At 42.7% G+C, this 25408-nt stretch carries 21 protein-coding genes and 4 tRNA genes; 8 read left to right on the forward strand and 17 right to left on the reverse strand.

Features of this window, described 5'->3' with window-relative positions:
- Nucleotides 1-51: 51 nt before the first annotated feature.
- The 4 genes from BLQ60_RS02440 to sdhC are packed head-to-tail and all read right to left on the reverse strand — an operon-like array spanning nucleotide 52 to nucleotide 3453.
- Nucleotides 52-762, reverse strand: a complete 711-nt coding sequence (locus tag BLQ60_RS02440; protein WP_092615441.1) for a succinate dehydrogenase iron-sulfur subunit — start codon at nucleotides 760-762, stop codon at nucleotides 52-54.
- 14 nt (nucleotides 763-776) lie between these two features.
- A complete protein-coding gene (locus tag BLQ60_RS02445) occupies nucleotides 777-2672 on the reverse strand; it encodes an FAD-dependent oxidoreductase (RefSeq protein WP_092615444.1) in 1896 nt (631 codons plus the stop codon).
- Between the two features lie 12 nt (nucleotides 2673-2684).
- Nucleotides 2685-3050: a succinate dehydrogenase, hydrophobic membrane anchor protein gene (sdhD, locus tag BLQ60_RS02450; protein WP_092615447.1), complete on the reverse strand. Its 366-nt coding sequence runs from the start codon at nucleotides 3048-3050 to the stop codon at nucleotides 2685-2687.
- Between the two features lies 1 nt (nucleotide 3051).
- Nucleotides 3052-3453, reverse strand: coding sequence for a succinate dehydrogenase, cytochrome b556 subunit (sdhC, locus tag BLQ60_RS02455; protein WP_143005168.1), 402 nt, complete (start codon nucleotides 3451-3453; stop codon nucleotides 3052-3054).
- 649 nt (nucleotides 3454-4102) lie between these two features.
- Between sdhC and gltA the strand changes: the two genes are divergently transcribed.
- Both gltA and BLQ60_RS02465 read left to right on the forward strand, forming a co-directional pair.
- Nucleotides 4103-5377 (forward strand): citrate synthase, encoded by a 1275-nt coding sequence (gene gltA / locus BLQ60_RS02460; RefSeq protein ID WP_092615450.1) that lies wholly within the window; start codon nucleotides 4103-4105, stop codon nucleotides 5375-5377.
- Nucleotides 5378-5490: 113 nt separating this feature from the next.
- Entirely contained in the window at nucleotides 5491-7383 is a 1893-nt protein-coding gene (locus BLQ60_RS02465) for a DKNYY domain-containing protein (RefSeq protein ID WP_171259027.1), read from the forward strand.
- Between the two features lie 74 nt (nucleotides 7384-7457).
- On the opposite strand, the gene BLQ60_RS02470 is transcribed toward BLQ60_RS02465, so the two are convergent.
- Nucleotides 7458-8141, reverse strand: a complete 684-nt coding sequence (locus tag BLQ60_RS02470) for a YARHG domain-containing protein (RefSeq protein WP_092615456.1) — start codon at nucleotides 8139-8141, stop codon at nucleotides 7458-7460.
- Between the two features lie 98 nt (nucleotides 8142-8239).
- Here BLQ60_RS02470 and BLQ60_RS02475 point away from each other — a divergent pair, with 98 nt between their 5' ends.
- Complete coding sequence (locus BLQ60_RS02475) at nucleotides 8240-8923, forward strand: DUF2306 domain-containing protein (protein WP_092615459.1); 684 nt, start codon at nucleotides 8240-8242, stop codon at nucleotides 8921-8923.
- On the opposite strand, the gene BLQ60_RS02480 is transcribed toward BLQ60_RS02475, so the two are convergent.
- Nucleotides 8898-9380: a type IV secretion protein Rhs gene (locus tag BLQ60_RS02480; RefSeq protein WP_244515936.1), complete on the reverse strand. Its 483-nt coding sequence runs from the start codon at nucleotides 9378-9380 to the stop codon at nucleotides 8898-8900. The two genes, BLQ60_RS02475 and BLQ60_RS02480, sit on opposite strands and share 26 nt — an antisense overlap.
- Nucleotides 9381-10069: 689 nt before the next feature.
- On the opposite strand from BLQ60_RS02480, the gene BLQ60_RS02485 reads away from it, so the two are divergent.
- Both BLQ60_RS02485 and BLQ60_RS02490 read left to right on the forward strand, forming a co-directional pair.
- The gene (locus BLQ60_RS02485) at nucleotides 10070-11695 is read left to right on the forward strand and encodes an NAD+ synthase (RefSeq protein WP_092615461.1); all 1626 of its coding nucleotides are present in this window, start codon (nucleotides 10070-10072) and stop codon (nucleotides 11693-11695) included.
- Entirely contained in the window at nucleotides 11688-12758 is a 1071-nt protein-coding gene (locus BLQ60_RS02490) for a hypothetical protein (RefSeq protein WP_092615464.1), read from the forward strand. Before BLQ60_RS02485 ends, BLQ60_RS02490 begins: the two co-directional genes overlap by 8 nt.
- A 116-nt stretch (nucleotides 12759-12874) precedes the next feature.
- On the opposite strand, the gene BLQ60_RS02495 is transcribed toward BLQ60_RS02490, so the two are convergent.
- A tRNA-Met gene (locus BLQ60_RS02495) sits at nucleotides 12875-12951 on the reverse strand.
- Nucleotides 12952-13150: 199 nt separating this feature from the next.
- On the opposite strand from BLQ60_RS02495, the gene BLQ60_RS02500 reads away from it, so the two are divergent.
- On the forward strand, nucleotides 13151-13582 hold the full coding sequence (locus BLQ60_RS02500; RefSeq protein WP_092615467.1) for a hypothetical protein: 432 nt from the start codon (nucleotides 13151-13153) through the stop codon (nucleotides 13580-13582).
- A 106-nt stretch (nucleotides 13583-13688) separates the two neighbouring features.
- Here BLQ60_RS02500 and BLQ60_RS02505 read toward each other — a convergent pair whose 3' ends face one another.
- Nucleotides 13689-14360: a class I SAM-dependent methyltransferase gene (locus tag BLQ60_RS02505; protein ID WP_092615470.1), complete on the reverse strand. Its 672-nt coding sequence runs from the start codon at nucleotides 14358-14360 to the stop codon at nucleotides 13689-13691.
- Between the two features lie 12 nt (nucleotides 14361-14372).
- Nucleotides 14373-15221, reverse strand: coding sequence for a bifunctional methylenetetrahydrofolate dehydrogenase/methenyltetrahydrofolate cyclohydrolase FolD (folD, locus tag BLQ60_RS02510; protein ID WP_092616046.1), 849 nt, complete (start codon nucleotides 15219-15221; stop codon nucleotides 14373-14375).
- Between the two features lie 153 nt (nucleotides 15222-15374).
- Between folD and BLQ60_RS02515 the strand changes: the two genes are divergently transcribed.
- Nucleotides 15375-15448: transfer RNA gene (locus tag BLQ60_RS02515), tRNA-Cys, on the forward strand.
- A gap of 55 nt (nucleotides 15449-15503) precedes the next feature.
- A tRNA-Leu gene (locus tag BLQ60_RS02520) sits at nucleotides 15504-15589 on the forward strand.
- Nucleotides 15590-15790: 201 nt separating this feature from the next.
- Here BLQ60_RS02520 and BLQ60_RS02525 read toward each other — a convergent pair.
- The 8 genes from BLQ60_RS02525 to cysN all read right to left on the reverse strand — a co-directional run bounded on the left by BLQ60_RS02525 (nucleotide 15791) and on the right by cysN (nucleotide 25345).
- Nucleotides 15791-17572, reverse strand: coding sequence for an alkaline phosphatase D family protein (locus BLQ60_RS02525; RefSeq protein ID WP_092615473.1), 1782 nt, complete (start codon nucleotides 17570-17572; stop codon nucleotides 15791-15793).
- Between the two features lie 194 nt (nucleotides 17573-17766).
- On the reverse strand, nucleotides 17767-18036 hold the full coding sequence (locus BLQ60_RS02530; RefSeq protein ID WP_092615476.1) for a hypothetical protein: 270 nt from the start codon (nucleotides 18034-18036) through the stop codon (nucleotides 17767-17769).
- A gap of 219 nt (nucleotides 18037-18255) precedes the next feature.
- Nucleotides 18256-19524, reverse strand: coding sequence for an FAD-dependent monooxygenase (locus BLQ60_RS02535; RefSeq protein WP_244515937.1), 1269 nt, complete (start codon nucleotides 19522-19524; stop codon nucleotides 18256-18258).
- Nucleotides 19521-20729 carry a 2-octaprenyl-6-methoxyphenyl hydroxylase gene (gene ubiH / locus BLQ60_RS02540; RefSeq protein ID WP_092615482.1) on the reverse strand — a complete coding sequence of 403 codons (1209 nt, stop codon included), beginning with the start codon at nucleotides 20727-20729 and terminating at the stop codon, nucleotides 19521-19523. The genes BLQ60_RS02535 and ubiH overlap by 4 nt, the downstream gene beginning before the upstream one ends.
- A 293-nt stretch (nucleotides 20730-21022) precedes the next feature.
- Nucleotides 21023-21107, reverse strand: a tRNA-Leu gene (locus BLQ60_RS02545).
- Between the two features lie 89 nt (nucleotides 21108-21196).
- The gene (locus tag BLQ60_RS02550; protein ID WP_092615485.1) at nucleotides 21197-22024 is read right to left on the reverse strand and encodes a protein kinase domain-containing protein; all 828 of its coding nucleotides are present in this window, start codon (nucleotides 22022-22024) and stop codon (nucleotides 21197-21199) included.
- Nucleotides 22008-23516 carry a DUF3336 domain-containing protein gene (locus BLQ60_RS02555; RefSeq protein WP_092615488.1) on the reverse strand — a complete coding sequence of 503 codons (1509 nt, stop codon included), beginning with the start codon at nucleotides 23514-23516 and terminating at the stop codon, nucleotides 22008-22010. Before BLQ60_RS02555 ends, BLQ60_RS02550 begins: the two co-directional genes overlap by 17 nt.
- A 200-nt stretch (nucleotides 23517-23716) precedes the next feature.
- The gene (gene cysN, locus BLQ60_RS02560; protein ID WP_092615491.1) at nucleotides 23717-25345 is read right to left on the reverse strand and encodes a sulfate adenylyltransferase subunit CysN; all 1629 of its coding nucleotides are present in this window, start codon (nucleotides 25343-25345) and stop codon (nucleotides 23717-23719) included.
- Nucleotides 25346-25408 lie beyond the last annotated feature (63 nt).

A 25408-nucleotide genomic window follows, 5' to 3' on the forward strand; every position in this document is an offset into this window, starting at 1 on the left:
ATAAAAAAACGCATCCGAAGATGCGTTCTTTTCGTTAAAACGAAGGATTCTTTAACCCGCTTGATCAAGCAACATGCTACGGATGTGACCGATGGCTTTGGTTGGGTTCAAGCCTTTTGGACATACTGATACGCAGTTCATGATGCCTTTACAGCGGAACAAACTGAACGGATCGTCCAAACGTGACAAACGATCTTGGGTCGCAGTATCACGAGAGTCAATGATAAAGCGATATGCATTTAACAATGCAGACGGTCCTAAGAATTTGTCAGGGTTCCACCAGAATGATGGGCAAGATGTTGAACAACATGCACAAAGAATACATTCATACAAACCATCAAGATGCTCACGCTCTGCTTGAGATTGTAGGCGTTCTTTTGGTGGCGCAGGTTGATCATTGATCAGGAATGGCTGAATTTTGTTGTACTGATCGTAGAACTGATTCATATCCACAACAAGATCTTTGACCACTGGCAAACCAGGCAAAGGACGAATAGTGATTTCATTTGGCAAGTCATTGAGGTTTTGCAAGCATGCCAAACCGTTTTTACCATTGATGTTAACACCATCCGAACCACAAATCCCTTCACGGCAAGAGCGACGGAAAGTCAAAGTTTCATCTTGTACTTTCAATGCCAATAAAGCATCGAGCAGCATGCGGTGACTATCTAGCAATTCGAGCTTGAAGGTCTGCATATACGGTGCTTTATCCTTATCAGGATCGTAGCGGTAGATATGAAATGTACGAGTACCTCTACTCATCTTAATTCTCCCGATTAGAATGTACGTGGCTTAGGTGGAATGGCTTCAACAGACAATGGCTGATAGCGCACTGGCTTGTACTCTAAATGGTTATCAGATGAATACCACAAAGTATGCTTCATCCAATCGTCATCACGGCGACCATATGGGTAGTCTGCGTGATCTGGTGGTAGCTCATAGTCAACAACCGTATGCGCACCACGACATTCTTTACGTGCAGCCGCAGAGATCAAAGTTGCTTTCGCTACTTCGTATAGGTTTTCCACTTCCAAGGCTTCGATACGTGCTGTATTAAACACTTTTGATTTGTCTTTTAAGTGGATGTTGCGTACACGTGGCTCGATCGCAAGAATCTGACGAACACCTTCATCAAGCAAGGCTTGAGTACGGAATACACCAGCGTGATCTTGTACGATGTTACGAATCGCATCAGCCACTTCTTGGGCATTTTCACCTTCACTTGAATCATCAAGTTTACGCACACGTGCCAAAGTATTTTCCAAGACATTGTTTGGCAATGGCACATACTCATCACCGTGATGCTTGGTCACATAATCAATGATGGTTTCGCCCGCAGCTTTACCAAATACCACAAGGTCAAGCAAAGAGTTGGTACCCAAACGGTTTGCACCATGTACTGATACACAAGAACACTCACCGATCGCATAAAAACCTTTGACAGGTTTTACATAATCACGTGTCCCTTGGTAAGTATATTCTTTGGTTTCTTTATTATAGTGTGCAGAAAATTCACCCTCTTCCACACCATAAGGCACAACCACCTGACCATGTTTATTGGTCGGAATGCCACCCATTTGATAGTGAATAGTGGGTACAACTGGAATTGGCTCTTTGGTACAGTCCACGTTGGCGAATTTTTTACCAATCTCAAATACAGATGGTAGACGCTTCATGATGGTATCTGCACCCAAGTGGGTCAAATCAAGCAAGATGTAGTCTTTATTTGGACCACAGCCACGACCTTCTTTGATCTCTTGGTCCATTGAACGTGATACGAAGTCACGTGGCGCCAAGTCTTTGAGTGTTGGGGCATAACGCTCCATGAATGGCTCACCAGAGTCATTACGAAGTACACCACCTTCACCACGACAACCTTCAGTCAACAGTACACCTGCACCAGCCACACCCGTTGGGTGGAACTGCCAGAATTCCATATCTTGTAATGGAATACCCGCACGAGCAGCCATACCTAGACCGTCACCGGTATTGATGTAGGCATTGGTAGACGCACGATACACACGACCTGCACCACCCGTTGCAAACAAAGTTGCTTTGGCTTGGAATACCGCAATATTACCTGTTTCTTGATCGTACGCAGTGACACCAAGTACATCACCAGCTTCGTTACGGATCAGATCTAATGCGATCCATTCAACGAAGAATTCTGTACCCATTTTCACATTGCTTTGATATAGCGTATGCAATAGTGCATGACCTGTACGGTCGGCAGCAGCACAGGCACGTGGCACCGCTTTTTCACCATAGTTGGCAGAGTGACCACCGAATGGACGTTGATAAATCGTGCCATCTTCGTTACGGTCAAACGGCATACCAAGATGTTCAAGTTCATAAACAACTTTTGGTGCCTCACGACACATGAATTCACATGCATCTTGGTCACTTAACCAGTCGCCACCTTTGACAGTGTCATAAAAGTGATAGTGCCAATTGTCTTCTTGCATATTACCAAGTGACGCACCGATACCACCTTGCGCAGCAACTGTGTGTGAACGTGTCGGGAAAACTTTGGTCAATACGGCAACTTTTAAACCAGCTTGTGCAAGCTGATACGATGCACGCATACCTGAACCACCACCACCAACGATGACTGCATCGAAAGTGAGGGTTTGAATATTTGAATAATCTTCTTTAGGGGTAAATGCGCCCATGATCTCTTCCTATCAATTCGCCCAGAAAATCTGGATACCCCAGATTGCATATACAAATACTGCAATAATCACTGCAGACGTTAATACAAGGCGTAAACCTGATGCAGATGGTCCCATTTGACGAGTGGTCACGTAGTCAGTAAAAACCTGCCACATTCCAATCCATGCATGCGCAACCAATGACAAAATCGCCAACAAAGATAAAATCTTCATCGGTAAAGTCATCATAAAGCCAGACCATTGCTCATAGCTAAAACCGCTATTGCAAAGAATCCAGCCAAACATCACAACCGTATAGATTGCCAAAACCACAGCACTCACACGTTGGATAAACCAATCTCGAGAGCCTGAGCCTGTTAAACCTGTAGCACTTTTCATATTAGATCACGATCCATACAAATGCTGCGAGAATTCCAATCACAGACAAAATTAAAGCGATAGTCGCTGCTAAACGACCACTGTTCAACTCTTCAGCTACGCCAAGATCGGCAAGCAAATGCTTGATCCCTGCGATGAAGTGATAAATCAAACCTGCAACGAACACCCACACAATCAAACGCACGAAGATGTTGCCGAACACAACATTCTTCACGTAGTCAAATCCTTCTGGGGATGAAAGTGATTTATCCAAGATCCAAAGTAGAACTGGTACCAGTAAAAATACGATGACACCTGATAGACGGTGTAAAATTGATGCAATAGCCACAGGGGATTTTAAGTTTACAGCTAAAACTTGACCCATGGACAAATTGACAGGTCTGTTGCTTTTCACAGCGGGCATCCTGTAAGTAATCACCCCAGATTTAAGAACGATAAAAATGGAGTTAGTTGAAGTAATTCCAAAGGAAAGCTGGCATTTTAAAGGCAAAGCTTGCCACATCTAAACGACAGGGAATTATAGAACGCAGTACGCAAAAATACAAATGAACAAAATAAAAACTTGTTTAAAATTACCGAATTGAGAATTATTTTCATTTTAAAATTTGCATTATTTTCCAATTGTTAAGTCCATTTTTACGTTTTTCATGGGTTGCCTTTACGACAAAAGTTGAATATTTAAATGTGTCATTTTTTAGGTATAAACTTGTTTGTTCTATGCTTTTCGATTGATCAGCGACTTTTGATCAGGATAAATCTCCTTACAATTGTTTGAATCAATTCTTGGCATTTTGCAGTAAGCTTGCCTACTGCAAATGTACGAGTTAATCAAGCAAAGTGACTTGTTTGTTCAATAATCCTTGTTTTTGTATTTTTTTTATACGAAATGATGTTTTTTGCGCACGATTCTGCATTTTTTCCAAGGAATGAGAATTGACAAAATACTTACACTCACTAAGCTAATACTGTTTTTGCAACAGTCTGATTGACTTTGTATAACAACACAAATTTGGATCAGAACTTTTATTTCACCAGGACAGGAGAGCTTTTGAATGTCTGACACTACTGGCAAAAAAGCCATATTAGAACTTGATGGCAAAAAAATTGAACTTCCAATTTATAGCGGTACTTTAGGTCCCGATGTCATTGATGTAAGCGGTATTTTAAAAGAAGGTCACTTCACTTTTGATCCTGGTTTCATGGCGACTTCAGCCTGCGAATCTAAAATTACATATATCGATGGCGACCAAGGTATTCTCCTACACCGTGGCTACCCGATCGACCAATTGGCGACTCAAGCTGATTACTTAGATACTTGCTATCTCCTTTTGAATGGCGAATTGCCAAACGCAGAACAAAAAGCAGCATTTGACAAAAAAATTCGCAACCACACCATGGTGCACGATCAAGTCAGCCGTTTCTTCAATGGTTTCCGTCGTGATGCACATCCGATGGCGATTATGGTTGGTTTAGTTGGCGCATTGTCTGCGTTCTATCACAACAGCTTAGACATTGAAAACATTGACCACCGTGAAATCACTGCGGTGCGTTTGATTGCCAAGATCCCAACTTTGGCGGCTTGGAGCTACAAATACACCATCGGTCAACCGTTCGTTTATCCAAACAACGATTTAAACTACGCTGAAAACTTCTTATATATGATGTTCTCCACGCCTGCTGACCGTGATTACAAAGTGAATCCTGTGCTTGCCAAAGCGATGGATCGCATCTTCACATTGCATGCAGACCATGAGCAAAATGCATCAACTTCAACGGTTCGTCTAGCTGGTTCTACTGGCGCAAATCCATATGCGTGTATCGCTTCAGGTATTGCTGCACTTTGGGGGCCTGCGCACGGTGGTGCAAACGAAGCAGTTCTTCGTATGCTTGATGAAATCGGCACGAAAGACAATGTTGCTGAATTCATGGAAAAAGTGAAACGTAAAGAAGTCAAATTGATGGGCTTCGGTCACCGTGTTTATAAAAACTTCGACCCACGTGCTAAAGTGATGAAGCAAACCTGTGACGAAGTACTTGAAGCCCTTGGTATCAATGATCCACAGCTTGAATTGGCAATGGAACTTGAGCGTATTGCACTCAGCGATCCGTACTTCGTCGAGCGCAAACTTTATCCAAACGTCGATTTCTATTCAGGTATTATCCTAAAAGCAATCGGTATCCCAACAGAAATGTTCACTGTGATTTTTGCACTTGCACGTACAGTAGGTTGGATCAGCCATTGGTTAGAAATGCACTCTGCACCTTACAAGATCGGTCGTCCACGTCAGTTATACACTGGTCCTGCACAGCGTGATATCAAAGGTTAATTGATTCACTGTTTAGTGTTTAGTCCTAAAAAAGAACGCCAATGTGCGTTCTTTTTTATGCTATATCTAAAACCATCAATATCTAAAATCATCAATGTCGATTATCGATGAACATGAAAAATAATACTTCAGCCATCAGTAAAATCACCATGCCGACGTACCCAAGGCACCCCGCTCTGCTACTCTTTTTTTCATTGGGAATCATCACATCTTGGCTCGCTATCAGTTATTTTTTATACGATCTTAGCCTCTATTATCTCTATCAAATCATTCCTCGCTTTGCACAACTGCTGAATATTATTGTGCTATTCGTGGTTTTATTGGCGATTCTGTTTTTTTTCAATCAAATATATTGTTATTTTTTTCGCAGAACTCTGAATTTTACCCTTTATGCAACGGGTATTTCGATTTCATCTGCCAGCTCAGATGATTCTTTTACATGGCAAGCGCTGGCTGCCTTACAATTAAAACAGCATCAGGGTCAAGCCATTTGCTTTCAGCTCATGACCATAGCACCATCTGCCACATCCCTTGAGATGCCAAAGAACCCTGTGGCAAAAAACCTAAACTATTATTTTCAATCTTGGTTAGCACCATCTTTTCGTCGTACCCCACTGGCACTTGGCGAGAACTCAAATTGGATGACATTTTGGAAAGCGATAGAAAAGCACACCCGATCGATGATGCAAAAAAATGTGCAGTACCAAGGCGCTACAGGTCAAGATAACTCGTTTAAAAATAGCGAATTTAAAGACAATGCGCTTAAAAACAATGCACACTACGACAAAGCACACCCAGAGAATACGCAACAGAATCAGATAAAAATCACACAACTAATTGCCAATCCAACGCTTTTGGGTGCAACACAACGTCGTGCCAAGCGCTATACGATCGGACTGATGATTGGCTTCATTGCACTAAGTGTGTTGATATTCATTGTAGTTTTATGGCGTGAACTTGCTCATCCAAGCGCAACTGTGCAAGGTCAGGAGCAGGCTTATTCAGGTACAAATTTCAAAGCCGTAGATAATCAAGTATATATCCTCAAACAAGGCGAAGGTAAGTTGCCATTACCCCACGTCAAAGCAGAACAATTTACAGGTTTGGTGCTAGATGATATACCCCAGCGTGCACCCGAGCTATATAGCAATGTCGGCAAGACAGAAAAACTTGTCTATTGGCAAGATCATATCCTACAACAGCTCAATCCAGCAGAAACAACCTACCTCGGCAATGACTATAGCAAAGACTTAAAGCACGTTTATTTTCAAAATCATTTACTTGATCAGGCAGATGCCAAAAGTTTTCAATCAATTTTGCATCCTGTTTTTAATGTGCTGGGATTTTATTATGCCAAAGACAAACAGCATGTTTATTATAAGACTTTCAAATTAAATGACTTATCGCCACAGTCTGTCAGCACTTTTCATCATAGCGATCAATACATTTACGATCAAAAGCACGTTTATTATCAAAATAAAAAGTTGGAGCAGTTAAACCCAAGCAAAACACAAATCTTTGTTGGAGAAAATCGCTTAAGTCAGGATGTGAATCTCGCCACAGACGGTGATCATTTTTATTTCAATGCCAATGCACTGCCAGACGTTGCCGATTATCAGTTTTTTGGGAAGAAATCAATTCGGCAAAAAGATTTACAAATTCTTGGCATACAGCACAACGAACCCTATCCTGGACAATATGCTTTTCTTTTTTGTGATCACGATACGATTTATCTTTATGATGAATTTTATCAACGCCTCAAGGTGTTATATCAATTTAAACAGACAGCGCCTTTGCACGTTTTATCCGACCGACATTTTCAATATGGTGCGGATACATTCCACATTAGCGAGACTCTAGTTCGAAGCAAAAGCCGAACTCGAGGAACCACGACGCATGGTTTTAAAATCCAATTGCGCCGTGATGCTGATGATCAAGTGATTGCCACCTATTTTGCACGTCAAGTACATCAATTTAGTCCGAAAAAGCTGATAAACACCGATTAAAACAAAATCAAGAGTAAATCGAGATGTAAATTAAATTTGGTGCTAAAGATGAATCAGCTTATCCAAAATGCTACTTAACGCCCCCAATCCACATCTTCGGCATAGGGTTCGACCAGTTTGATGCGTCGGATATTTTCCTTTTCGACCTTACTCAGCTTATTATCGACATTGGTATAGCACGGCATGTAGGCTTCGTATCCTGCAAAAGTTCTTGCCCACTCTTTACTTTGAAAGGCATAACCATGTCGAGCATAGATTTCATTACGCATATGTTGCAATTGTCCTAATGGCACTTGCAAATATTCATCGGTTAATGGTTTCTTTGAAGCAATCGGGAAATAACCAATCTCATCACTATAACCACATTGTTGTGCGTTTAAGCGAAAAAAACGTGGTTTGACCTTGGCTTGACTGGAAATCCACTGTCCATCCATGTCAGATCCATTATTTTTATAATCCAGCACAAATTTACCGACACTTGCGCCTTGTCCTTGCTCTGTCAAAGTCAGCCGATAATTCGACTGTTGCGGAACGATTTTTCCTTTAAAATTGGTGCGTTTGCCACTCAGCAAACTATAGCCCGTGACTGTTTCGCCCTTTTGCTTAAAAAATAATGAAATCTTTTGATCGCTATATCGCCCCGTCCAAGAATCTGCAATTTGTGGGACTTTCGCCATTACCGTGGTGCTGGCGGACAGCACGAAAAGTGACAATACGCTTAAAATCCGCTGCTTATTTGTAGAGTATGTTTTATTCATGGTGATTTCCTTTTTACTTGCATTTTGATCAATCTTCTCTTTAGTATATTTATACAGCAATTTTACATGCACTTCATCATTCTCGCAGTGTGTCTTTTATGTTGAAATCCTTTAAGCTGTTCAGCAAAACCATGATCAGCTTGGTTTTTATCTACTTTTTCATCTTAATGGTGCAAATTTGTATCAACTATTTTCCGTGGACGAATGAAACCAATTTCTTAGTCCTGAAACAAGATGTGGTGCACAGCCAGCCTTGGCGTTTTGCTTTTCAGGTGCATGTGCTATTTAGCAGTCTGGTGCTGTTGGCAGGATTTACTCAATTTTCTAAAACCATTCGCCGCAAAGCGCCTCGGCTTCATCGTCGTTGTGGCTGGCTTTACATCGTGGTCACACTGGGTTTGGCATTGCCAAGTGGTTTTATTTTGGCACTTGATGCGAACGGCGGATTCAGCACACAACTTTGTTTTGTGCTATTGAGTGGACTGTGGGGAATGTCTACACTGTGTGCGCTGTATTTTGCCATACAAAAACAATGGCTTAAGCATCGAAATTGGATGATTCGCAGTTTTGCCCTTGCCTTATCTGCACTGAGTCTGCGCACGTGGAAATTGGCACTGTATCAACTACAACCCTTTTGGGATTGGCTCACGCCGATTCATATCTATCAACTGGAGTCGTGGTTGGGCTGGACGGTGAATTTAATTATCGCCGAACTAATTATTTATCGGCTTTCTCAGCAAGCGCGTGCAATACCACCTAAGAATTCTGAGTCACCGCACTAAAAAATGGAATACATTGCCTTAAATCCTCACACTGCTCACCACGATGTGATTTCAGAAAATAATCTTGTACCATCTGCGCCTGTTGCTCTATACCATAATTCAAAAATGATTTGCCAAGCTGCAACACATAGCGATAGCGCCGATCGAATAAGGCTTTTTTCACCACCGAAATGCCCTGCTGAACTTGCCAAACATGGGTCAGCTCATGGATCAGCCATGATTGAATCGCTAGACTTTCCTTGGAAAAATCTGCACGCCAATCTTTTGGACTAAAATAGATATGCCCATTCGGACTGATGGCATAGTGGGAAAGCACCAGACGATGCGACACGATTTCAACTTTGGCATAGTCGAGGTGTTCAGCAAAAATACTGCGAGCCAAAGCAATCTCGCCCACTGTTAGCGCACGACGCTTGAGAATCAACCATGGTTTTGCTGAAAATTGCGGGATTTTCACGTATTCACATCCATATTCAATCGGCTTTTTACTTAGGGTCTGTTGACATTTCAGCCATGCATTGCGTTATAAGCTAAAACAACAGAAACGAGGAATGAAATGAAGGGAATGGTCACTCCCTTGCCAAATTTCATAACGAAGTTTATGGCAGTTTTAGCAATAACCTTTCAGGACAAGGATGTTTTTTGACGCTACGTCGTTAGGAACGAGTCATTTAGAATGACTAAATTTCCTCATTCCTGCCTAGTATCGCTTAAAAAACATCCGTAGTCGCAAGCATCTGTGAAATGTCAACAGACCCTAATCGTTTATTCAATATTTAAACCAAAAGAAAAGCAATATCATTGTTTAAATTCTTTCATTTCTGTACAAAACCGACCTTACAAATCCGTCGCATACTTTAGTGCTCATTGCAATATTTAGACCGTGAGCAGGGGTATTTCGTATTATTTTTGGTTTTAAACAAAAAACCACCTAAAATACTAGGATTTAAATTGGCTTTTCCCCTACAATAGCATGGATTTAAATCATCATACTGTACTTGATGTGCCATCGATATTTTTGCGTTTTTGCAAAGCGATCGCCATCATTTGGGCTTATTTACAATGATCGTCCTGCAATAACACAACAACAGAAGATTTATTGCAAGCGATTCATGATGTCCTGAAATAATTAGGAAACTTCTTAGAATGCGTAATTTTAAAATTGCTCTCGCTCAGTTCTCTCCACTGATCGGGAATATCCAAAAAAATGCTGAAAATATGTTGCAACAGGCTGAGCAAGCTGCCAAGCAAGGTGCACAGATTATCGTTTTTCCAGAATTATCGTTGATCGGCTACCCACCCGAAGATTTATTGCTGCGTCCGAGCCTTGCTGCACGTATAGAGAAAGGCTTAAAGCATCTGAGCCAAGCCAAAAACATCATCATTGTTGCAGGTTATGTGCATGTCGATGAAGATGGCAAACGCTACAACTCGGCGGCGCTGATTCACCATGGTCAGATCATCGGTCGCTATCATAAGCAAAACCTACCAAACTATAGTGTCTTTGATGAACAGCGTTATTTTGAAGCAGGTCATCAACATCTGATTTTTGAGCATCAAGGGCATAAGTTTGGCGTCTTGATTTGTGAAGATATTTGGGTTGAGAAAAATACCAAACAATTAAAATCACTTGGCGCAGAAACCATTTTGGTACTCAATGCTTCGCCGTATGAAGTGAGTAAGCCACAACAACGCCAGCAATTGGTCAGTAAACTCGCTGCCGAAAATGATGTGCGTATCGTCTATGTCAACCAAGTCGGCGGACAAGATGATTTGATTTTTGATGGCGCATCGACCGTGATCAATCAAAATGGTGATGTCGCTGCACGTGCCAAACTAACCGAATCTGAACTGCTTTTGGTCGATTTTGATGCTGAAACCAAACAATATGTTCAACAAAATGTTGCGCCTGCGCTCGATAGCATTCCTGAGATTTATCAGCTGTTGGTAATGGCTGTACGTGATTATGTCAATAATTCGGGTTTTCCTGGCATCGTGCTTGGTCTCTCAGGCGGGATTGACTCTGCACTCACGCTGGCGATTGCTGTAGATGCTTTGGGCGCTGACCGTGTGCAAGCCTTAATGATGCCGTACACCTATACCGCACAGATCAGTGTGGAAGATGCTACCGAGCAAGCCAAACGTCTTGGCATCACCTTTGGTATCGCCGAGATTAATCCAATCGTGAATGGCTTTATGCAAACACTGTATCCGTTCTTTGGCGATAGTCCGATGGATACCACTGAGGAAAACTTACAAGCTCGCTCTCGTGGCACGCTACTGATGGCACTTTCTAATAAGTTTGGCAACTTAGTCTTGGCAACTGGCAATAAGTCAGAAATGGCAGTCGGTTATTGTACCCTTTACGGTGACATGGTTGGTGGTTTCGCACCACTCAAAGATGTCTATAAAACCATCGTGTTTGAACTGGCAAAATATCGTAACTCGATAGCGAAAACGCCTGTGATTCCAGAACGTGTCATTACTCGCCCGCCATCGGCAGAACTGCGTCCTGACCAAAAAGATCAAGACTCACTCCCTGCTTATGAGATTTTAGATTCAATCTTGTATATGTACATTGAGGAAGATTTAAGCCAAGATAGCATCGTGGCAAAAGGCTTTGACGCAGAAGTAGTCAACAAAGTCATCGCACTGGTCGACCGCAATGAATATAAGCGTCGTCAAGGTGCAATTGGGCCACGTATCAGCTCCCGTGCATTCGGTCGGGAGCGTCGCTACCCGATCGTCAATGGATGGAAAGCAGGTGTCTAATACACAGAATCAGACAGAAAATCAGACAAAAAAATCATCAACATCTGCCGAGCCCAGTGCTCAGCAGGTGTTGCAACAACTCCACAGCCTGCAAAAACAATATTTTAAAGATCAATTGCTCGGTGAACATGCCCACACCTTACAACAACAACGTATTCGATATTTTTTTCAAACTTGCGAAACTATCCAACTCAAGCAAGTCATTGATGTTCAGCAACTGATTGGCGTAGTCCACAGCCAAGTTTATAAAATCAACCTCAAACCTGCGTTACTCAGTGTCATCGGCGAAATTGCACAAAATATTCACCGTCAACTCAGCCAGAGCAACGCCCCTTTATCAGACTTTATCAGCGATCAACAAGTGGAACATTGGTTGCGAAAAATCTTGGAGCTAGATGATATTTTTGATTATCTCAAAATCAAGATTGCGCAAACCCCGCAAATACGCAGCCTCTGCGCTTACTGGATCAATCAAAATATTGCACATTTTCGACCAAAGCATTTAGACCAAGTCTCAGAAAAAACCTTTGATCGACTGCCTACATCAGTCCAACGCTTTGTTTACAAGCAAGCGCAAAAGCTAGAAGAACACGTTGAAATCAAAACGGCGCAGCTTTTCCAGCAACAGCTCTTGTTTTTGCTCAACCTTGAAAAGGCAGAATATCTCTCACTGGGCATGAGCCTATGGCACAGTTTAAAGCACAGCACGGTCGCCGAGTTTAGCCAAATGAGTACACCGCTCGATACTGAAGAAGTGTTTATTCTCAGTTATGAGTTTTGGAAAGATTTTCGCCACAATCAGACCTTTCAGCACATTATTGAACAAGGTATCCGTGACTTCTACGCAACTTTTGCCGATGAGAATATTTATACCCTGTTTCTGGCAACGGGTTTAAACATCGAAGATATACAGCTGGAAGCAGAACGTTTTGCGCCAAGCATCTTAAAGCGCTTAGATGAATTGGGTCTCTTAGATACAATCATCGATCACATGATTCAGCCATTTTTTCAATCTGAACATACGATTGATCAACTCAATCAGGTTTTAAAGCAAAGATTTTAAAGCAAAAATCTTAAACCAGATGGCTGAGCCTAAACGCATCGGCAAAATCACTTCACACGTTCTGATAAAATTTTAGGCAAAAAAAAGATCATACATGGGAGTATGATCTATAAAAATGGTGGCTATGACGAGACTTGAACTTGTGACCCCCGCATTATGAGTGCGGTGCTCTAACCAACTGAGCTACATAGCCGTAAACTGTGGGCGCATTATTATCTTTTCAACGCCATTCGTCAAGGCTATGTTGCATCAAATGCTTAAACTCCATCCAGTTTTTGACAATTTGTTGAAATAACAGACTATACATAGCGATGAGAATGAATTCTCACCTGAACGCACTGAATTATGGCATACTCGACATAAGCAAATCGACAAACAGGGATAAACCATCAATGATTAAATACAGTTCAATTTTCGCCATCATCAGCCCTGTTGTCGTCCTATTAGGCTGTCAAACCACAGCGCAACAATTCAACGGCAAATCTGGCTACGAAGTCGTTTCACAAACTGCACAGACCACAACGCTCAAATATACGCTCTCAGCAAATCCTGATAAAGCGAAGATTCAAGCAAAGTTGCAAAGTGCCTGCCAAAAAGTGCTTGGTGCAAATAAAACCTATAAGATTGATATTTTAGGCACCAGTGAAGTCAATACTCAAGCCAGTAATCCACCTGCTCAAGGCGTTAATATCGGTCAAACTCGTGCCACATTTGGACTATCGACAACACCAAGTTTATCGAGCACCGATGATTATGCGACTCGCCAAGCATTAGAAGCTCAGCCAAAAACATTGAATGTCATCCTATATACCTGCACCGCTTAAAACACTTTATACACGTCTTGAGGTTTGTTCAGATGGAATAGACCTTAAGATGCTCGTTTAACTTCTGGACTAATCACTTCTAGACAAAGCAGCGCTACTGCGAATTTCACACTGTCTTGTAAAAACTCACATTACGAAACTCTTTGGCTTCATCCAAGTCAGGCCAAGTGGTGGCACTACGCTCATCAATTTTGATATAGTTTGGATGACTAAAGTTTTTCACACGGCTATCCGCCACCCACACTTCTGGGGCAAATTTTAGAAATTCATCAAGAAAAAAACGATTACATTGGTCATAAAGTACATCGGCAGCGAGAAGTACATCGACTTGCTCAGCGGCACTTTGCTCTAAAGCATAAAGATCCGCCAAATACTCCAATTCAACTTGATTCAGCTTGGCATTTTCACGACACGACTCAAGACTGACCAAATCAATATCACAACAAATGACGCGCTTTGCGCCTGCCAGCTTGGCAGCGATCGCCACCACACCCGAGCCTGCGCCAAAATCCAAAACCACTTTATCTTTGACATGATGTGGCTCTGTTAACAGCCACTGAGCCATCGCCAAACCAGACGCCCAACAGAAAATCCAATACGGCGTTTCATTCCAAATTTTGCGAATGACTTCATCATCCAAGCGGTCATTCGAAAATACAGGCGGAATCAACCACAATTGAATCGGTGTATCAGGCAGATATTGTGCGGTTAATTCACAGTTTGGAATGACTTGATGGAGCGCATCCAACAATTGCTGTGGTGCGCTCAGATTGCTCATCGTACTCACCAATTAAGCAAATGCTTTTTCAGCAGCTTCTACGGTCTGACGAATCAAGGTGGTAATGGTCATTGGACCAACTCCGCCTGGTACAGGCGTATACGCAGCAGCGATGTCTTCGATGCCTTGCAACTCAATATCACCGACACCGCCACCGTCACGTGGATGGAAACCTGCATCAACCACCACGGCACCTTGTTTGATCCAATCCTTTTTGATGAGCTCTGCTTTACCGACTGCGCCGACTACAATATCCGCTTGCTTGACGAGGTCTGCAAGGTTTTGGGTACGTGAATGACAAATCGTTACGGTGGCATTGGCTTGTAAAAGCATCATTGCCATGGGCTTACCCAAGATCGCCGAACGACCAACCACTACTGCGTGTTTACCTGCGATGTCGATACTATATTCCTTTAAAATGGTCATGATGCCTTGTGGCGTTGCTGAACCGTATGCAGATTCACCCATCGCCATACGACCAAAACCAAGACAAGTCACGCCATCGACATCTTTTTCAAGGCTAATCGCATCAAAGCAAGCACGCTCATCGATCTGCTCAGGCACTGGATGTTGGAGCAAAATACCGTGTACATCAGGATTGGCATTGAGCTTTTCAATTTCTGCTAAAAGCTGTTCAGTTGTAGTACTTTGTGGCAATTCAACCTTGACAGAATCCATGCCTACACGACGACAGGCATTGCCCTTCATCCGCACATAAGTCGCAGATGCACCATCATCACCGACCAAAATCGTTGCCAAAATCGGGGTGCGACCTGTTTTGCTTTTTAACGCCTCTACACGAGTGAGTAAATCTGCTTCAATTGTATTTGCTAATGCACGACCATCCAAAACCAATGCCACAGCCTGTTCTCCACGATTCAACAAAAATTTTAATGTGCAAATCATACATGAATTTTTTGCACAATTGCGCTTAGATGTTGTTTTTCTGCGCATATTCGCCGCCAATAGTATTGTTTTTTTCTCAAAGGTTGCTAATATGTGCATCACCAAGTAGGCGGGGTGGCAGAGTGGTCATGCAGCGGACTGCAACTCCGTGTACGCCGGTTCGATTCCGACCTCCGCCTCCAAATTGGTAATGTCTAAGCATAAAGACTTGAAATCATATGCAAAATTAGAATGAACGCCCGGGTGGTGAAATAGGTAGACACAGGGGATTTAAAATCCCCCGCCCTCAAAGCGTGCCGGTTCGAGTCCGGCCCCGGGCACCATTTTATGGTGACATTAATTCTTATATTGAAATTAATGTAGAAAATGACCAGCATAATGCTGGTTTTTTTGTGTCTAAAAATTGCGATCAAATCATTAATAATCTGTAATTTATAATATTTTTAACCAAAAAATCAGCCAAACGCATTTGGCTGAAATCAATCAATTAAAGAACTTAGCGTCAGTGCAAATTTTGTTGACCGTTACGCAACTTGTGCAGAGTCAGTTTTTACATTTAAATCTACATCTAAAGTCAACTGATGTGCACGACTGCTATCCACCGAATACTCTTTATCTTTAATGGTATCAACAAAAATCCAATTGGCTTGCATTTGCACTTGATCAAAAGTCACGGTGAGATAGCCACGCTGATTCAGATTGGTATATGCCAACTCATCAATCAAAGTAGTAAATGCCATTTCAAACTGTTGCAACTGCGCCTGCGAAATATTCAAATACTTTTCCATGCCTGGTGAAGACACCGAGCTGGTTGCCAGCTCCACACCCACATAGCTAGATGATTGTGTATCAGTCGCCTGACTATATAGATAGCTACTCCACGCATTATGCGTATCACCCGCTAGCACTACGACCTTTTTGCCCAGTTGCATCAATGTCCCGTACAGTACTTCACGCTCATAATAATAGCCATCCCACGCATCGAGATTGTACGGCGCAACCGTGCTAATCCGTGCCTTTTCTTGCGCTGTGACCGACGTATCGCCTTGAGCAATTCGCATTTTGATCGTGACCAATTCGGTGATTTGCGCATTCATAGCTGCCAAGGTGTCTGCGGTGACATTACCACTGGTAACTGCACTTAATGACATGAGCAACTCCGCAGGGATCAACATTTTCGCCATCAACACCTGTTGCCCAAGCACGTTCCAAGTCGCTGTTGACATCGCCAATTGTTGCTGTAACCAAGCACGCTGAGCATAACCCATGAGTGTGCGATTTTGCGCTGTCAAATTTGCTTGAAATGTCGCAAAGTCTACGCCTGATGCAGTGATATAATCCGCATAATCCAACTGTTCATCTCGTGCCAAAATACGTGTATCGAGCATATTTAGCTGTACCAGCTCACCAAAATTAAACTGACGATAGATATTCAAATGATCATCTTCTGAAATCGGACGAATTGGCATCCATTCAAAATAGGCTTGTAGTGCCGCAAGTTTGCGTTCGAAGAAATCACCTTCATTGTCTTGATGATTTTCAGCACCTTCACGCCATGTATCATTCGCCAGCTCATGATCATCCCACACCACGATAAATGGATGGCGCAGATGTAATGCTTGTAGATCGGCATCGGTGCGATACAGCGCATAACGCTTACGATAGTCGTCTAATTTGACGATTTCTACATTGTTATCTGCTGCGAGCGTACGACCAAGAGCGACTGCATCTTCTGTAGCATAGCCATCTGCGCCATATTCATAAATATAATCGCCGAGATGAATCACCACATCGACATCTTGTTTTGCCATCTCCGCATAGACATGGAAATATCCCGCAGGATAGTTTGAACACGAGCACACGGCAAAGCTGACTTGATCGGTTTGTGTCGCTAAAGTCTTGCTTTGTCCTGTTGCAGAAATCGCTGAACCGCATTTAAAACGATAGAAATAGGCTTGTCCTGCATCCAAACCTGTTGCATCCACTTTCACCGTAAAATCCACTGCAATACTGGTTTCGACTTTTCCTGTAGCGATGATCTGAGAAAATGCCGCATCGCTTGCGACTTCCCAAGTCACATTGACACGCAAAGACGCATCTTCTGGGCTAATACGTGTCCACAAAATCATCCGATCTTGCAGAGGATCACCACTGGCAACGCCATGTAAGAACTCAACTTTTGGCGCATGATCCGAATCTTGATCATCATCGTCATTACACCCCACCAAACTACTGGCAACAGATAATGCCCCAAAGCCCATTAAACTCTTTTGAATTAACGCACGGCGTGTCACGAAACTTGGCATAGATTTCTCATCTTTGGCTATCAATAAACAGCAAAAATCTAAACCGCCAACATGAACCTTTGATCGCAAAATGATGAAGATATGATGACAATTAAAGTTTCATGATAATTTTTCAACATTCAAAAACAAGAAACTCGACCGAAGTCGAGTAATAACGCCGTAAAGGCAATTATAGTGAATTCAAACAAACCCACTTAATCATGTGCAGATTCATCAGGTGGCACTTCGGTAATGCGTCCGCCCTGTGCAAGAAAGCGTGCCACTTCATCTTCAAGCGAATCTCGGGCTTTTTGACGTGCAGTGACTGAAAGGCTTTCTGCTTCTTCACGCTCTGCATCTGTGGTGCGCCCAGCACTTTCCCCATCACCATCATCAGTCTCTGCACCATTTTCGGCAGATTTACTTTCTTCCTCATCAACGCCTTCGTTCAGGTCGTCGTCGTCATAATCTATGTTACCGCTCATGCTCAGTATCTCCACAACATCAAATATTCGCAGCGACGTACATCTATCGCTTTAAATTGATCTATTTAGGCGAAATGTAGCAATCAATTGGGTATCCGCCTAGCCCCTTGACTGTTAAAAATGGTGAAAATATCATCGAAAAATTCAATTTTTATCACGATTTTGATCAATTGATTGAATTTTTAACAATCAGCGTTCTTGAGAAGAACGATCATTTTTTTAAATTGCGTATTGCGTATCTTTGAGCGCAGGCACACCACTGGCTTGCACGCTAAAGAAATCCACCGCATTTTGCTGATTTGCTACGAAATGCACCGCTTCATTACGAAGCCATTGTAGCGGTCGAAGCTGAGTGATATTGATCCAACCCAGCCCTGACATACTGTGCATCATCAAGCTATTGTGCAGGCGACGTTGATGTTCATATTTGCGCAGTGTCTGAATATGCGCCCATGCGCCACGTTTGTGATCTTTAATCAATTGATCGACCAATACCGCCGCATCCAAACAGCCTAAATTCACCCCTTGCCCTGCCAATGGATGAATCACATGCGCCGCATCACCGACCAATGCCACACCATCTGTCACATAACTTTGCGCCTGACGAGCTGCTAACGGAAAACTTGCACGTGAAACGACCTCAAACACTTCACCGAGCATATAGTGACTGGCTTGACTGACTTTTTTGGCAAAATCTTGATCATTCAGTTCACGATATTCATCCGCATAATCCGTTGGTAAAGTCCAAACAATGGATTGCCAATGCCCTTGATGTTCTGCATCTAAACTTTTCATGGGTAAAAATGCTAAAGGACCTGTATCGAGGAAAATTTGCCGAGCCACATGCTGATGCGTTTTTTCGGTACGAATCGCACAGCTGACCGCCGTTTGTCCATAATCCAGACGATCTGGCAAAATCCCAACCTGATCACGAACAAAAGAATTTGCGCCATCTGCACCAATAATTAAGTCTGTGGTGAGCACCTCACCATCCGCCAAAGTGACTTGCCAATGTTGAGGTAATTTCTCCAGTCGAGTGACTTTGACTTGAGTACGATAATCTTGAACTTTCTGCTGTAATTCTGTCTGTAAAGCAAGGTTAAGCACACTTGGCTCGACCATAATGCCAAGCCAATCATGAGGCATCGGCGGTGTCATAGAGGCTTGCCCAAAATGAATCTCACCATGTCCATCACGGTGCCACACTTGCATACCACTATAGGGCTGATAACGCTGAAATTTTTGCAAATGTTGCCATGCGCCCGCTTGCTCCATCAAGTGCATCGAGGCTTGATTGAGTGCCAATACACGTGGATTAGTTTGGCTGAGCACTTTTTCCGCATCAAGCAATGGCGAAGCATCTAAAACAGTGGCTTGAATGCCTGCTTTGGCAAGCAACAAAGCAGTCAATCCACCAACCAAACCACCACCAATGATAATCACACTATGGTGCGTGTTTTGATGCGTATTGTGCATTTCCTTACTCATGCTTTTAACCCCATGGCAAAGGTCGCCACCATCGGCTTGACACCTGGAATCAAATCAAATGCGAGTAAGCCTGTGTTGCGTGCAATTTTTAAAATTGGGTTGTGATTGCTAAAGCCTCGCACCACTTTGTCACAGAAGAAAATTACTTTCTTTTGATCACTGAGACGTGCTTGCTCATAAGATTTCAGCATCTCATGATCACCCAAATCTAAACCCTGCTGTTGTTGATGAGCAAGATAACGACACAGGACAAAAGCATCGCGTAGACACAAGTTAAAGCCTTGCCCTGCCACAGGGTGAATGGTATGCGCCGCATTGCCCATCAGTACCACACGACCTGACACTTGCTGATGTGCTAGCACTTGGGATAATGGATAACTAAAACGCTTTCCAGTCTTTTCAAATTTCCCTGCACGATCGCCATAGGTTTGTTGTAGCGCATCTAAGAAATGCTGATCATTTTCCTCACCAAGCCATTCTTGCTCCGTACCTTTTTTCACAGGCCAGACGACGGAACGACGATATTCCCCATGTAAAGGCAACAACGCCAAAGGCCCTAAAGGACTAAATCGCTCAAAGCCGACTTGCTGATGTGCTTTTGAGGTTTGTACCGTGGTGACGATCGCCACTTGATCATAATCATGCACATCCACACCGATGCCTAACGCCTGACGGCAGAACGAATCTCGACCATCAGCAGCAATCACCAACTGCCCTTTCAACGCCATGGTCGCATCCCCTTTGGATGCAGTAATCGACACCGAATGCTCATCTTGTGCCAAGCGAGTCACTTGCACGCCATCAATCAGCTCAATTAATGGATTGTCTTGCACAGTTTGCAGAAGAACTCGACCAAGCCATGCATTCTCAATGACTTGCCCAAAACTTTCGACTTTTTCCTCAGTATTGACCAGTTTGGCTTTACCAAAACTGCCTTGTTCTGAAATATGCACTTGATGAATTGGCGTGGCATATTGTTGTAATGTTTCCCACAATCCTAACTCATGATAAATCTCAACACTGCGCCGAGATAAGGCAGTATTTCGTGCATCAAAACTGGAGTGATATGCCGTCTCACCGCCTTGCGCTTGATAATCAGGATACGTGATCGCTTCAAGCAAGGTGACTTTTAGCTCTAGTTTTGCCAACATCAGTGCAAGGCTCAGCCCGACCATGCCGCCACCAACGATGATGATTGGTTGCATCCATTTATCCTTAATTTATTCAATAAGTTAAAATATAATCTAATGAATATAGCATATCGAAAAAAATAGCTCGACTAAAGCAAAAAATAGATAAAGCTTGTAAATCCCAGCCACACTCTACCATGGCGAAAATTTAATTCATTCAAAATCATCGGCATAAATTGAAACTGGATAAACAACGCCACATGATAAACTTGCAATCAAAATACATCGAAAAAAGCATCGCACAAATAAAAAAAGGCTTAGTGATATTTTCACTAAGCCTTTACAATATATCAATATTGCTAAGTATATGGTGGGGGCGGAGAGACTCGAACTCTCACGCCTTGCAGCGCTGGAACCTAAATCCAGTGCGTCTACCAATTTCGCCACGCCCCCGATGTGTGCGTATATTAGCAATGTGCTTTTCACTTGCCAAGTACTTTTTTCATAAAAGTATCACAAGCGGGCATTAAATCATCAAATTCCTATTTTTTGCTTAATTTTAAATCACTTATCGCAGTTTTTATGCTTTTTGCACGATTCTCTAGTCGTTTAGCAAGCATGTGATCCAAAGCACTTTGATAGCATTGCAATGCTTCAGGCAACAGTGGAATCGCTCGCTGACAATGTGCGAGCGCCCAATCTTGATAGCTGTTCAGCACCTTGCCTTGCTGCTGAAATGGCTTCTGCCCGATCAGAATTTCATAGAAAATCACCCCCAATGCATAAATGTCACTCTGCACAGATTTTGCCGATCCATGAAATAGTTCGGGCGCCATATAGGCTGGCGTCGCATTGAGCGTTTGGCTGATGAGATTTGTAGCAGATATTTGAATGCTTTGACTTTGCGCAAAGTCGATGAGCCGAATCGCCCCCATAGCATCACTTAAAAAATGTTTTAATTTTAAATCGCCATGTAGAAAGCCCAAACTGTGCAAGGTATCGACACATTCTGCGATTTTTATAAATTTTTCGATGCTTTGTTCAACATTGAGCGAGCTACAATCTATCGATATCATACAAGGCAATATGAGTATGTCAGAATCAGCCTGACATTTTTGTTTGAATTGTACCTGATCACAGATTTGATCAAGCTGAGAGAAACCTAAATCAAATAATTTCGCATTCATCGCCAATTCATACGAAAAACTGCTTTTTAACACCATATTTGCCGATTCACTCAAATATTTCAACACAAAATCGTGATCCTGCTGGCGGATCAAATCAACGTACTGCCCTAACTTTCGACTAAAATCCGCATTGAGCGATTTGATCTTTTGATAAGGCAGTTTTGGATCAAAGTTGATGTTCATGTGCTGAACCTTGATGTTGTTGCTGTCCAGACTTGAGCACAGTCAAACAATGTTCAATAGTTTTGCCGACTCGAGCATGCATCTCTATACGACTGATCTTCGACCAAGTAGCGCGCTCACCTTCTTTTTGCAATTGCTTAAAGATTTTCTTATCAGGATTTTTGACCATCCATAGATAATGGTTGAGGTTATATTTCGCAGCGATGTTGATATCACCATAATAGCGCTGTCCAACGATGCCATAGCCATGATCAACCACACGCTGAATCAACGGAAAACTGGATAAATTGTTGCGCGTAAAATCTAAACCTTGCATGGATAAAGTCTTGGCTTGATGACGAATAAAACGACTTGGCCAGCTGAGCAAATCTCGACGATAACGCTGAAAATCCGATTGCATGAACGGCACCACATGCGGATTGACCTGACAAGCGATGCTGTAATTAATATTATAAAGTCGAGCCATACGGATTTGTGGAAAATCACTGCGCACACTGCCGTCAACCCAGTGCGTATTTGCCATATACGGTGTGTACACGCCATCATGGCGTTTAGTTTTGAGGCGGACAGGTGGAAAGAAAAATGGAATCGCACAGGATGCTAATGTCGCACTCCACACCAACAACTCTGGCGACATGATTTCATTCATGATCCGTGGATTATAACCTGTGCTATATGGCGCCACTACAATCGAACAATGTCGACCCGACTTGGCAAAGGCTTCCTCAAAAGTATAATCCCCAAGATTGGCAATCAAGAATTTTTTTAGGGTGCCGATATCCGCTAGACCACCTTGATCTGCCAAAATTTGGTAAATACTGCGATATTTAAAGGCATGGTCAATAAAACCATCGCCTTGGATAAAATCCATCAGCTCTTGATCATTATGCGTTGCCAACATCGCCGCCATGATCGCACCCGCACTAGAGCCTGAAAATACTTTTGGTAATAAATCTTGCTCATACAGCACTTTACACACACCAAGATGAAAAATACCCAGTGTCGCACCGCCTGAGAACATCAATGCAGGCTGACCATAAGCTTTTAAAGCGCCTTCGAAATATTCGATTTTTTCGGCGCGATTAAATGCAGTGAACTCATCGGAAGCGATATGAGCAAAAGCTTTACTCATGCTATCGACATAATCTTCAATCAGTTTCTTTGTCCCTGTAAAAGTTTGATTATAAAGTAAGGGATGCGCAATATTGGCAATATCAAAGTTTAAACCTTCGCGCAAATATTCTGCCAAATCAAGCTGTTGATCATTTTCAATCAATCGCTTCATCCGCACCAAACGCTGTGCCAAAAATGGATACCCGTAATGTGGCGAAGTATTATCAAATTTCCATGCTTCCAGACCCGTCGCCTCATCCAACTGCTGCGCAATAGTTTTCCATTCATTATAATTCTCGGCGTGTTGCAAATCACGCTTCAGTGAAGCGATCAAATAGCGTTGGTGACCATTAAGATGAGCATCGTTGTATATCGGCATAGAAAGCACCAAGTTGATTTTTATTGCATTTATTTAGGCATTGAAATCATAGCATGACACGAAGCCATCTGCTGACTGTAGCGTTTTGTAGTTGTCTAACAAGTTTTAAAAGTTAATTCAGTTGTATTAAAAAAGCCCTAAACCGTAATTTAGAGCTTTTCTTTTTTTAAGTTTACTTTTGAATTAAAGAAACTGTCGAATTAAAGCTGAACAATCGCCTTAATCTGCGCCACCGCTTCATCGACGGTTTTAGCAGTGATTTCAGTATCTGCAAGCTCAGCTTGATCGACAAGTACAGTGATACCAGTTTCACGAAGTAAATTGATGCTGTCTGCATTCAAGTTCGCTTGTGCAATCACCACAATACCGTCCGAGAGTGAGGCACGTTCAAGCTGTTGCGACTGTGCAAATAGCTCAGCAGTCACCGCCAATACCGCAGGCTTTTGACCAAGTCGTGCTGCACGATCTTCAGCAGTCACAGGTTGTGCGCTATCAGACACTTGCGCCAAATCTTCGATCATCGCTGCGCCAATCGTGACATTGCTCAAACGATCAATAAAGATAAATGCACCTGTATGACGACTGTCTTGATAATGATCAAACACGATTGGACGGTCAAATTCAACAGTAATATCCGCAATACCGTTGAGCTCTAACTGATCAACCTGACCATGCTCAAGCGTATTCACGTCGATACGATGGTTAATACGGGTGACTTTGGCAGGGACACTTTGCACGCCAACTTTGACGTTGTACAACTTGCCCACCACGAGCGGATGGTCACTCATCCACACCACAGTCGAACGCACTGCACGAGATACAGACGGTAATGCGCTTGGGTGCGTGATCAAATCACCACGGCTAATGTCGATTTCATCATTTAAAGTCAAAGTGACGGCTTGACCAACTTGCGCCTGATCAAGATTGCCATCATAAGTCACGATTTCTTTGACGGTACTGCGTTTTCCTGAAGGAAGCGCAACAATCTCGTCACCAACTTTCACCGCACCAAGCGCAATCGTGCCTGCAAAACCACGGAAGTCGAGGTTTGGACGATTAACGTATTGCACAGGCAGACGGAAATCTTGCTTCTTGGCATCACGAGTGATTTCAACGGTTTCCAAGATATTCATCAAAGTTTGTGCTTGGTAACCATTCTCGTAGTACCACGGCGTACTTTCTGATGGATTGACCACGTTGTCGCCGTTCAATGCAGAAATCGGCACAAAACGAATGTCTTTAGGCTGACGGTCGCCCAACTGCTCAACAAAAGCATAATAATCTTGGCGAATTTGATCGAATTTGTCTTGAGAAAATTCCACCAAATCCATCTTGTTAATTGCCACCACGATGTTACGAATACCGAGTAATGCAGCAATAAAAGTATGACGACGAGTTTGCGTCTGTACGCCATAACGTGCATCAATCAAGATGATCGCAAGATCACAGGTCGATGCGCCTGTAGCCATATTGCGAGTATATTGCTCATGTCCTGGGGTATCTGCGATGATAAATTTACGCTTTTCCGTGGAGAAATAACGATACGCCACATCGATGGTAATGCCCTGTTCACGTTCTGCTTGCAGACCATCAACTAAGAGCGCAAGATCAACTTTTTCACCTTGTGTCCCGACTTTTTTACTGTCACGTTGTACTGCTTCGAGTTGATCTTCATAGATCATTTTCGAGTCATGCAACAAGCGACCAATCAAGGTACTTTTACCATCATCGACATTACCGCAAGTCAGAAAACGCAATAAGTCTTTTTGTTCGTGCTGTTTGAGATATGCCAAAATATCTTGGCTAATCAGTTCGGATTGATGCGACATTTATATTCCGCCTAATATTCTTTAAAAACTTTACCAGTTAAAAACTTAAATCAGTTATTGCAG

Source organism: Acinetobacter marinus (assembly GCF_900096915.1).
Lineage (GTDB): Bacteria > Pseudomonadota > Gammaproteobacteria > Pseudomonadales > Moraxellaceae > Acinetobacter > Acinetobacter marinus.

Excerpts from the sequence above, each read along its gene's own strand:
- BLQ60_RS02440 (WP_092615441.1), bottom strand. The coding sequence starts at position 762 with ATGAGTAGAGGTACTCGTACATTTCATATCTACCGCTACGATCCTGAT.
- BLQ60_RS02445 (WP_092615444.1), bottom strand. The coding sequence starts at position 2,672 with ATGGGCGCATTTACCCCTAAAGAAGATTATTCAAATATTCAAACCCTC.
- sdhD (WP_092615447.1), bottom strand. The coding sequence starts at position 3,050 with ATGAAAAGTGCTACAGGTTTAACAGGCTCAGGCTCTCGAGATTGGTTT.
- sdhC (WP_143005168.1), bottom strand. The coding sequence starts at position 3,453 with ATGCCCGCTGTGAAAAGCAACAGACCTGTCAATTTGTCCATGGGTCAA.
- gltA (WP_092615450.1), top strand. The coding sequence starts at position 4,103 with ATGTCTGACACTACTGGCAAAAAAGCCATATTAGAACTTGATGGCAAA.
- BLQ60_RS02465 (WP_171259027.1), top strand. The coding sequence starts at position 5,491 with ATGAAAAATAATACTTCAGCCATCAGTAAAATCACCATGCCGACGTAC.
- BLQ60_RS02470 (WP_092615456.1), bottom strand. The coding sequence starts at position 8,141 with ATGAATAAAACATACTCTACAAATAAGCAGCGGATTTTAAGCGTATTG.
- BLQ60_RS02475 (WP_092615459.1), top strand. The coding sequence starts at position 8,240 with ATGTTGAAATCCTTTAAGCTGTTCAGCAAAACCATGATCAGCTTGGTT.
- BLQ60_RS02485 (WP_092615461.1), top strand. The coding sequence starts at position 10,070 with ATGCGTAATTTTAAAATTGCTCTCGCTCAGTTCTCTCCACTGATCGGG.
- BLQ60_RS02500 (WP_092615467.1), top strand. The coding sequence starts at position 13,151 with ATGATTAAATACAGTTCAATTTTCGCCATCATCAGCCCTGTTGTCGTC.
- BLQ60_RS02505 (WP_092615470.1), bottom strand. The coding sequence starts at position 14,360 with ATGAGCAATCTGAGCGCACCACAGCAATTGTTGGATGCGCTCCATCAA.
- BLQ60_RS02525 (WP_092615473.1), bottom strand. The coding sequence starts at position 17,572 with ATGCCAAGTTTCGTGACACGCCGTGCGTTAATTCAAAAGAGTTTAATG.
- BLQ60_RS02530 (WP_092615476.1), bottom strand. The coding sequence starts at position 18,036 with ATGAGCGGTAACATAGATTATGACGACGACGACCTGAACGAAGGCGTT.
- BLQ60_RS02535 (WP_244515937.1), bottom strand. The coding sequence starts at position 19,524 with ATGAGTAAGGAAATGCACAATACGCATCAAAACACGCACCATAGTGTG.
- ubiH (WP_092615482.1), bottom strand. The coding sequence starts at position 20,729 with ATGCAACCAATCATCATCGTTGGTGGCGGCATGGTCGGGCTGAGCCTT.
- BLQ60_RS02550 (WP_092615485.1), bottom strand. The coding sequence starts at position 22,024 with ATGAACATCAACTTTGATCCAAAACTGCCTTATCAAAAGATCAAATCG.
- BLQ60_RS02555 (WP_092615488.1), bottom strand. The coding sequence starts at position 23,516 with ATGCCGATATACAACGATGCTCATCTTAATGGTCACCAACGCTATTTG.
- cysN (WP_092615491.1), bottom strand. The coding sequence starts at position 25,345 with ATGTCGCATCAATCCGAACTGATTAGCCAAGATATTTTGGCATATCTC.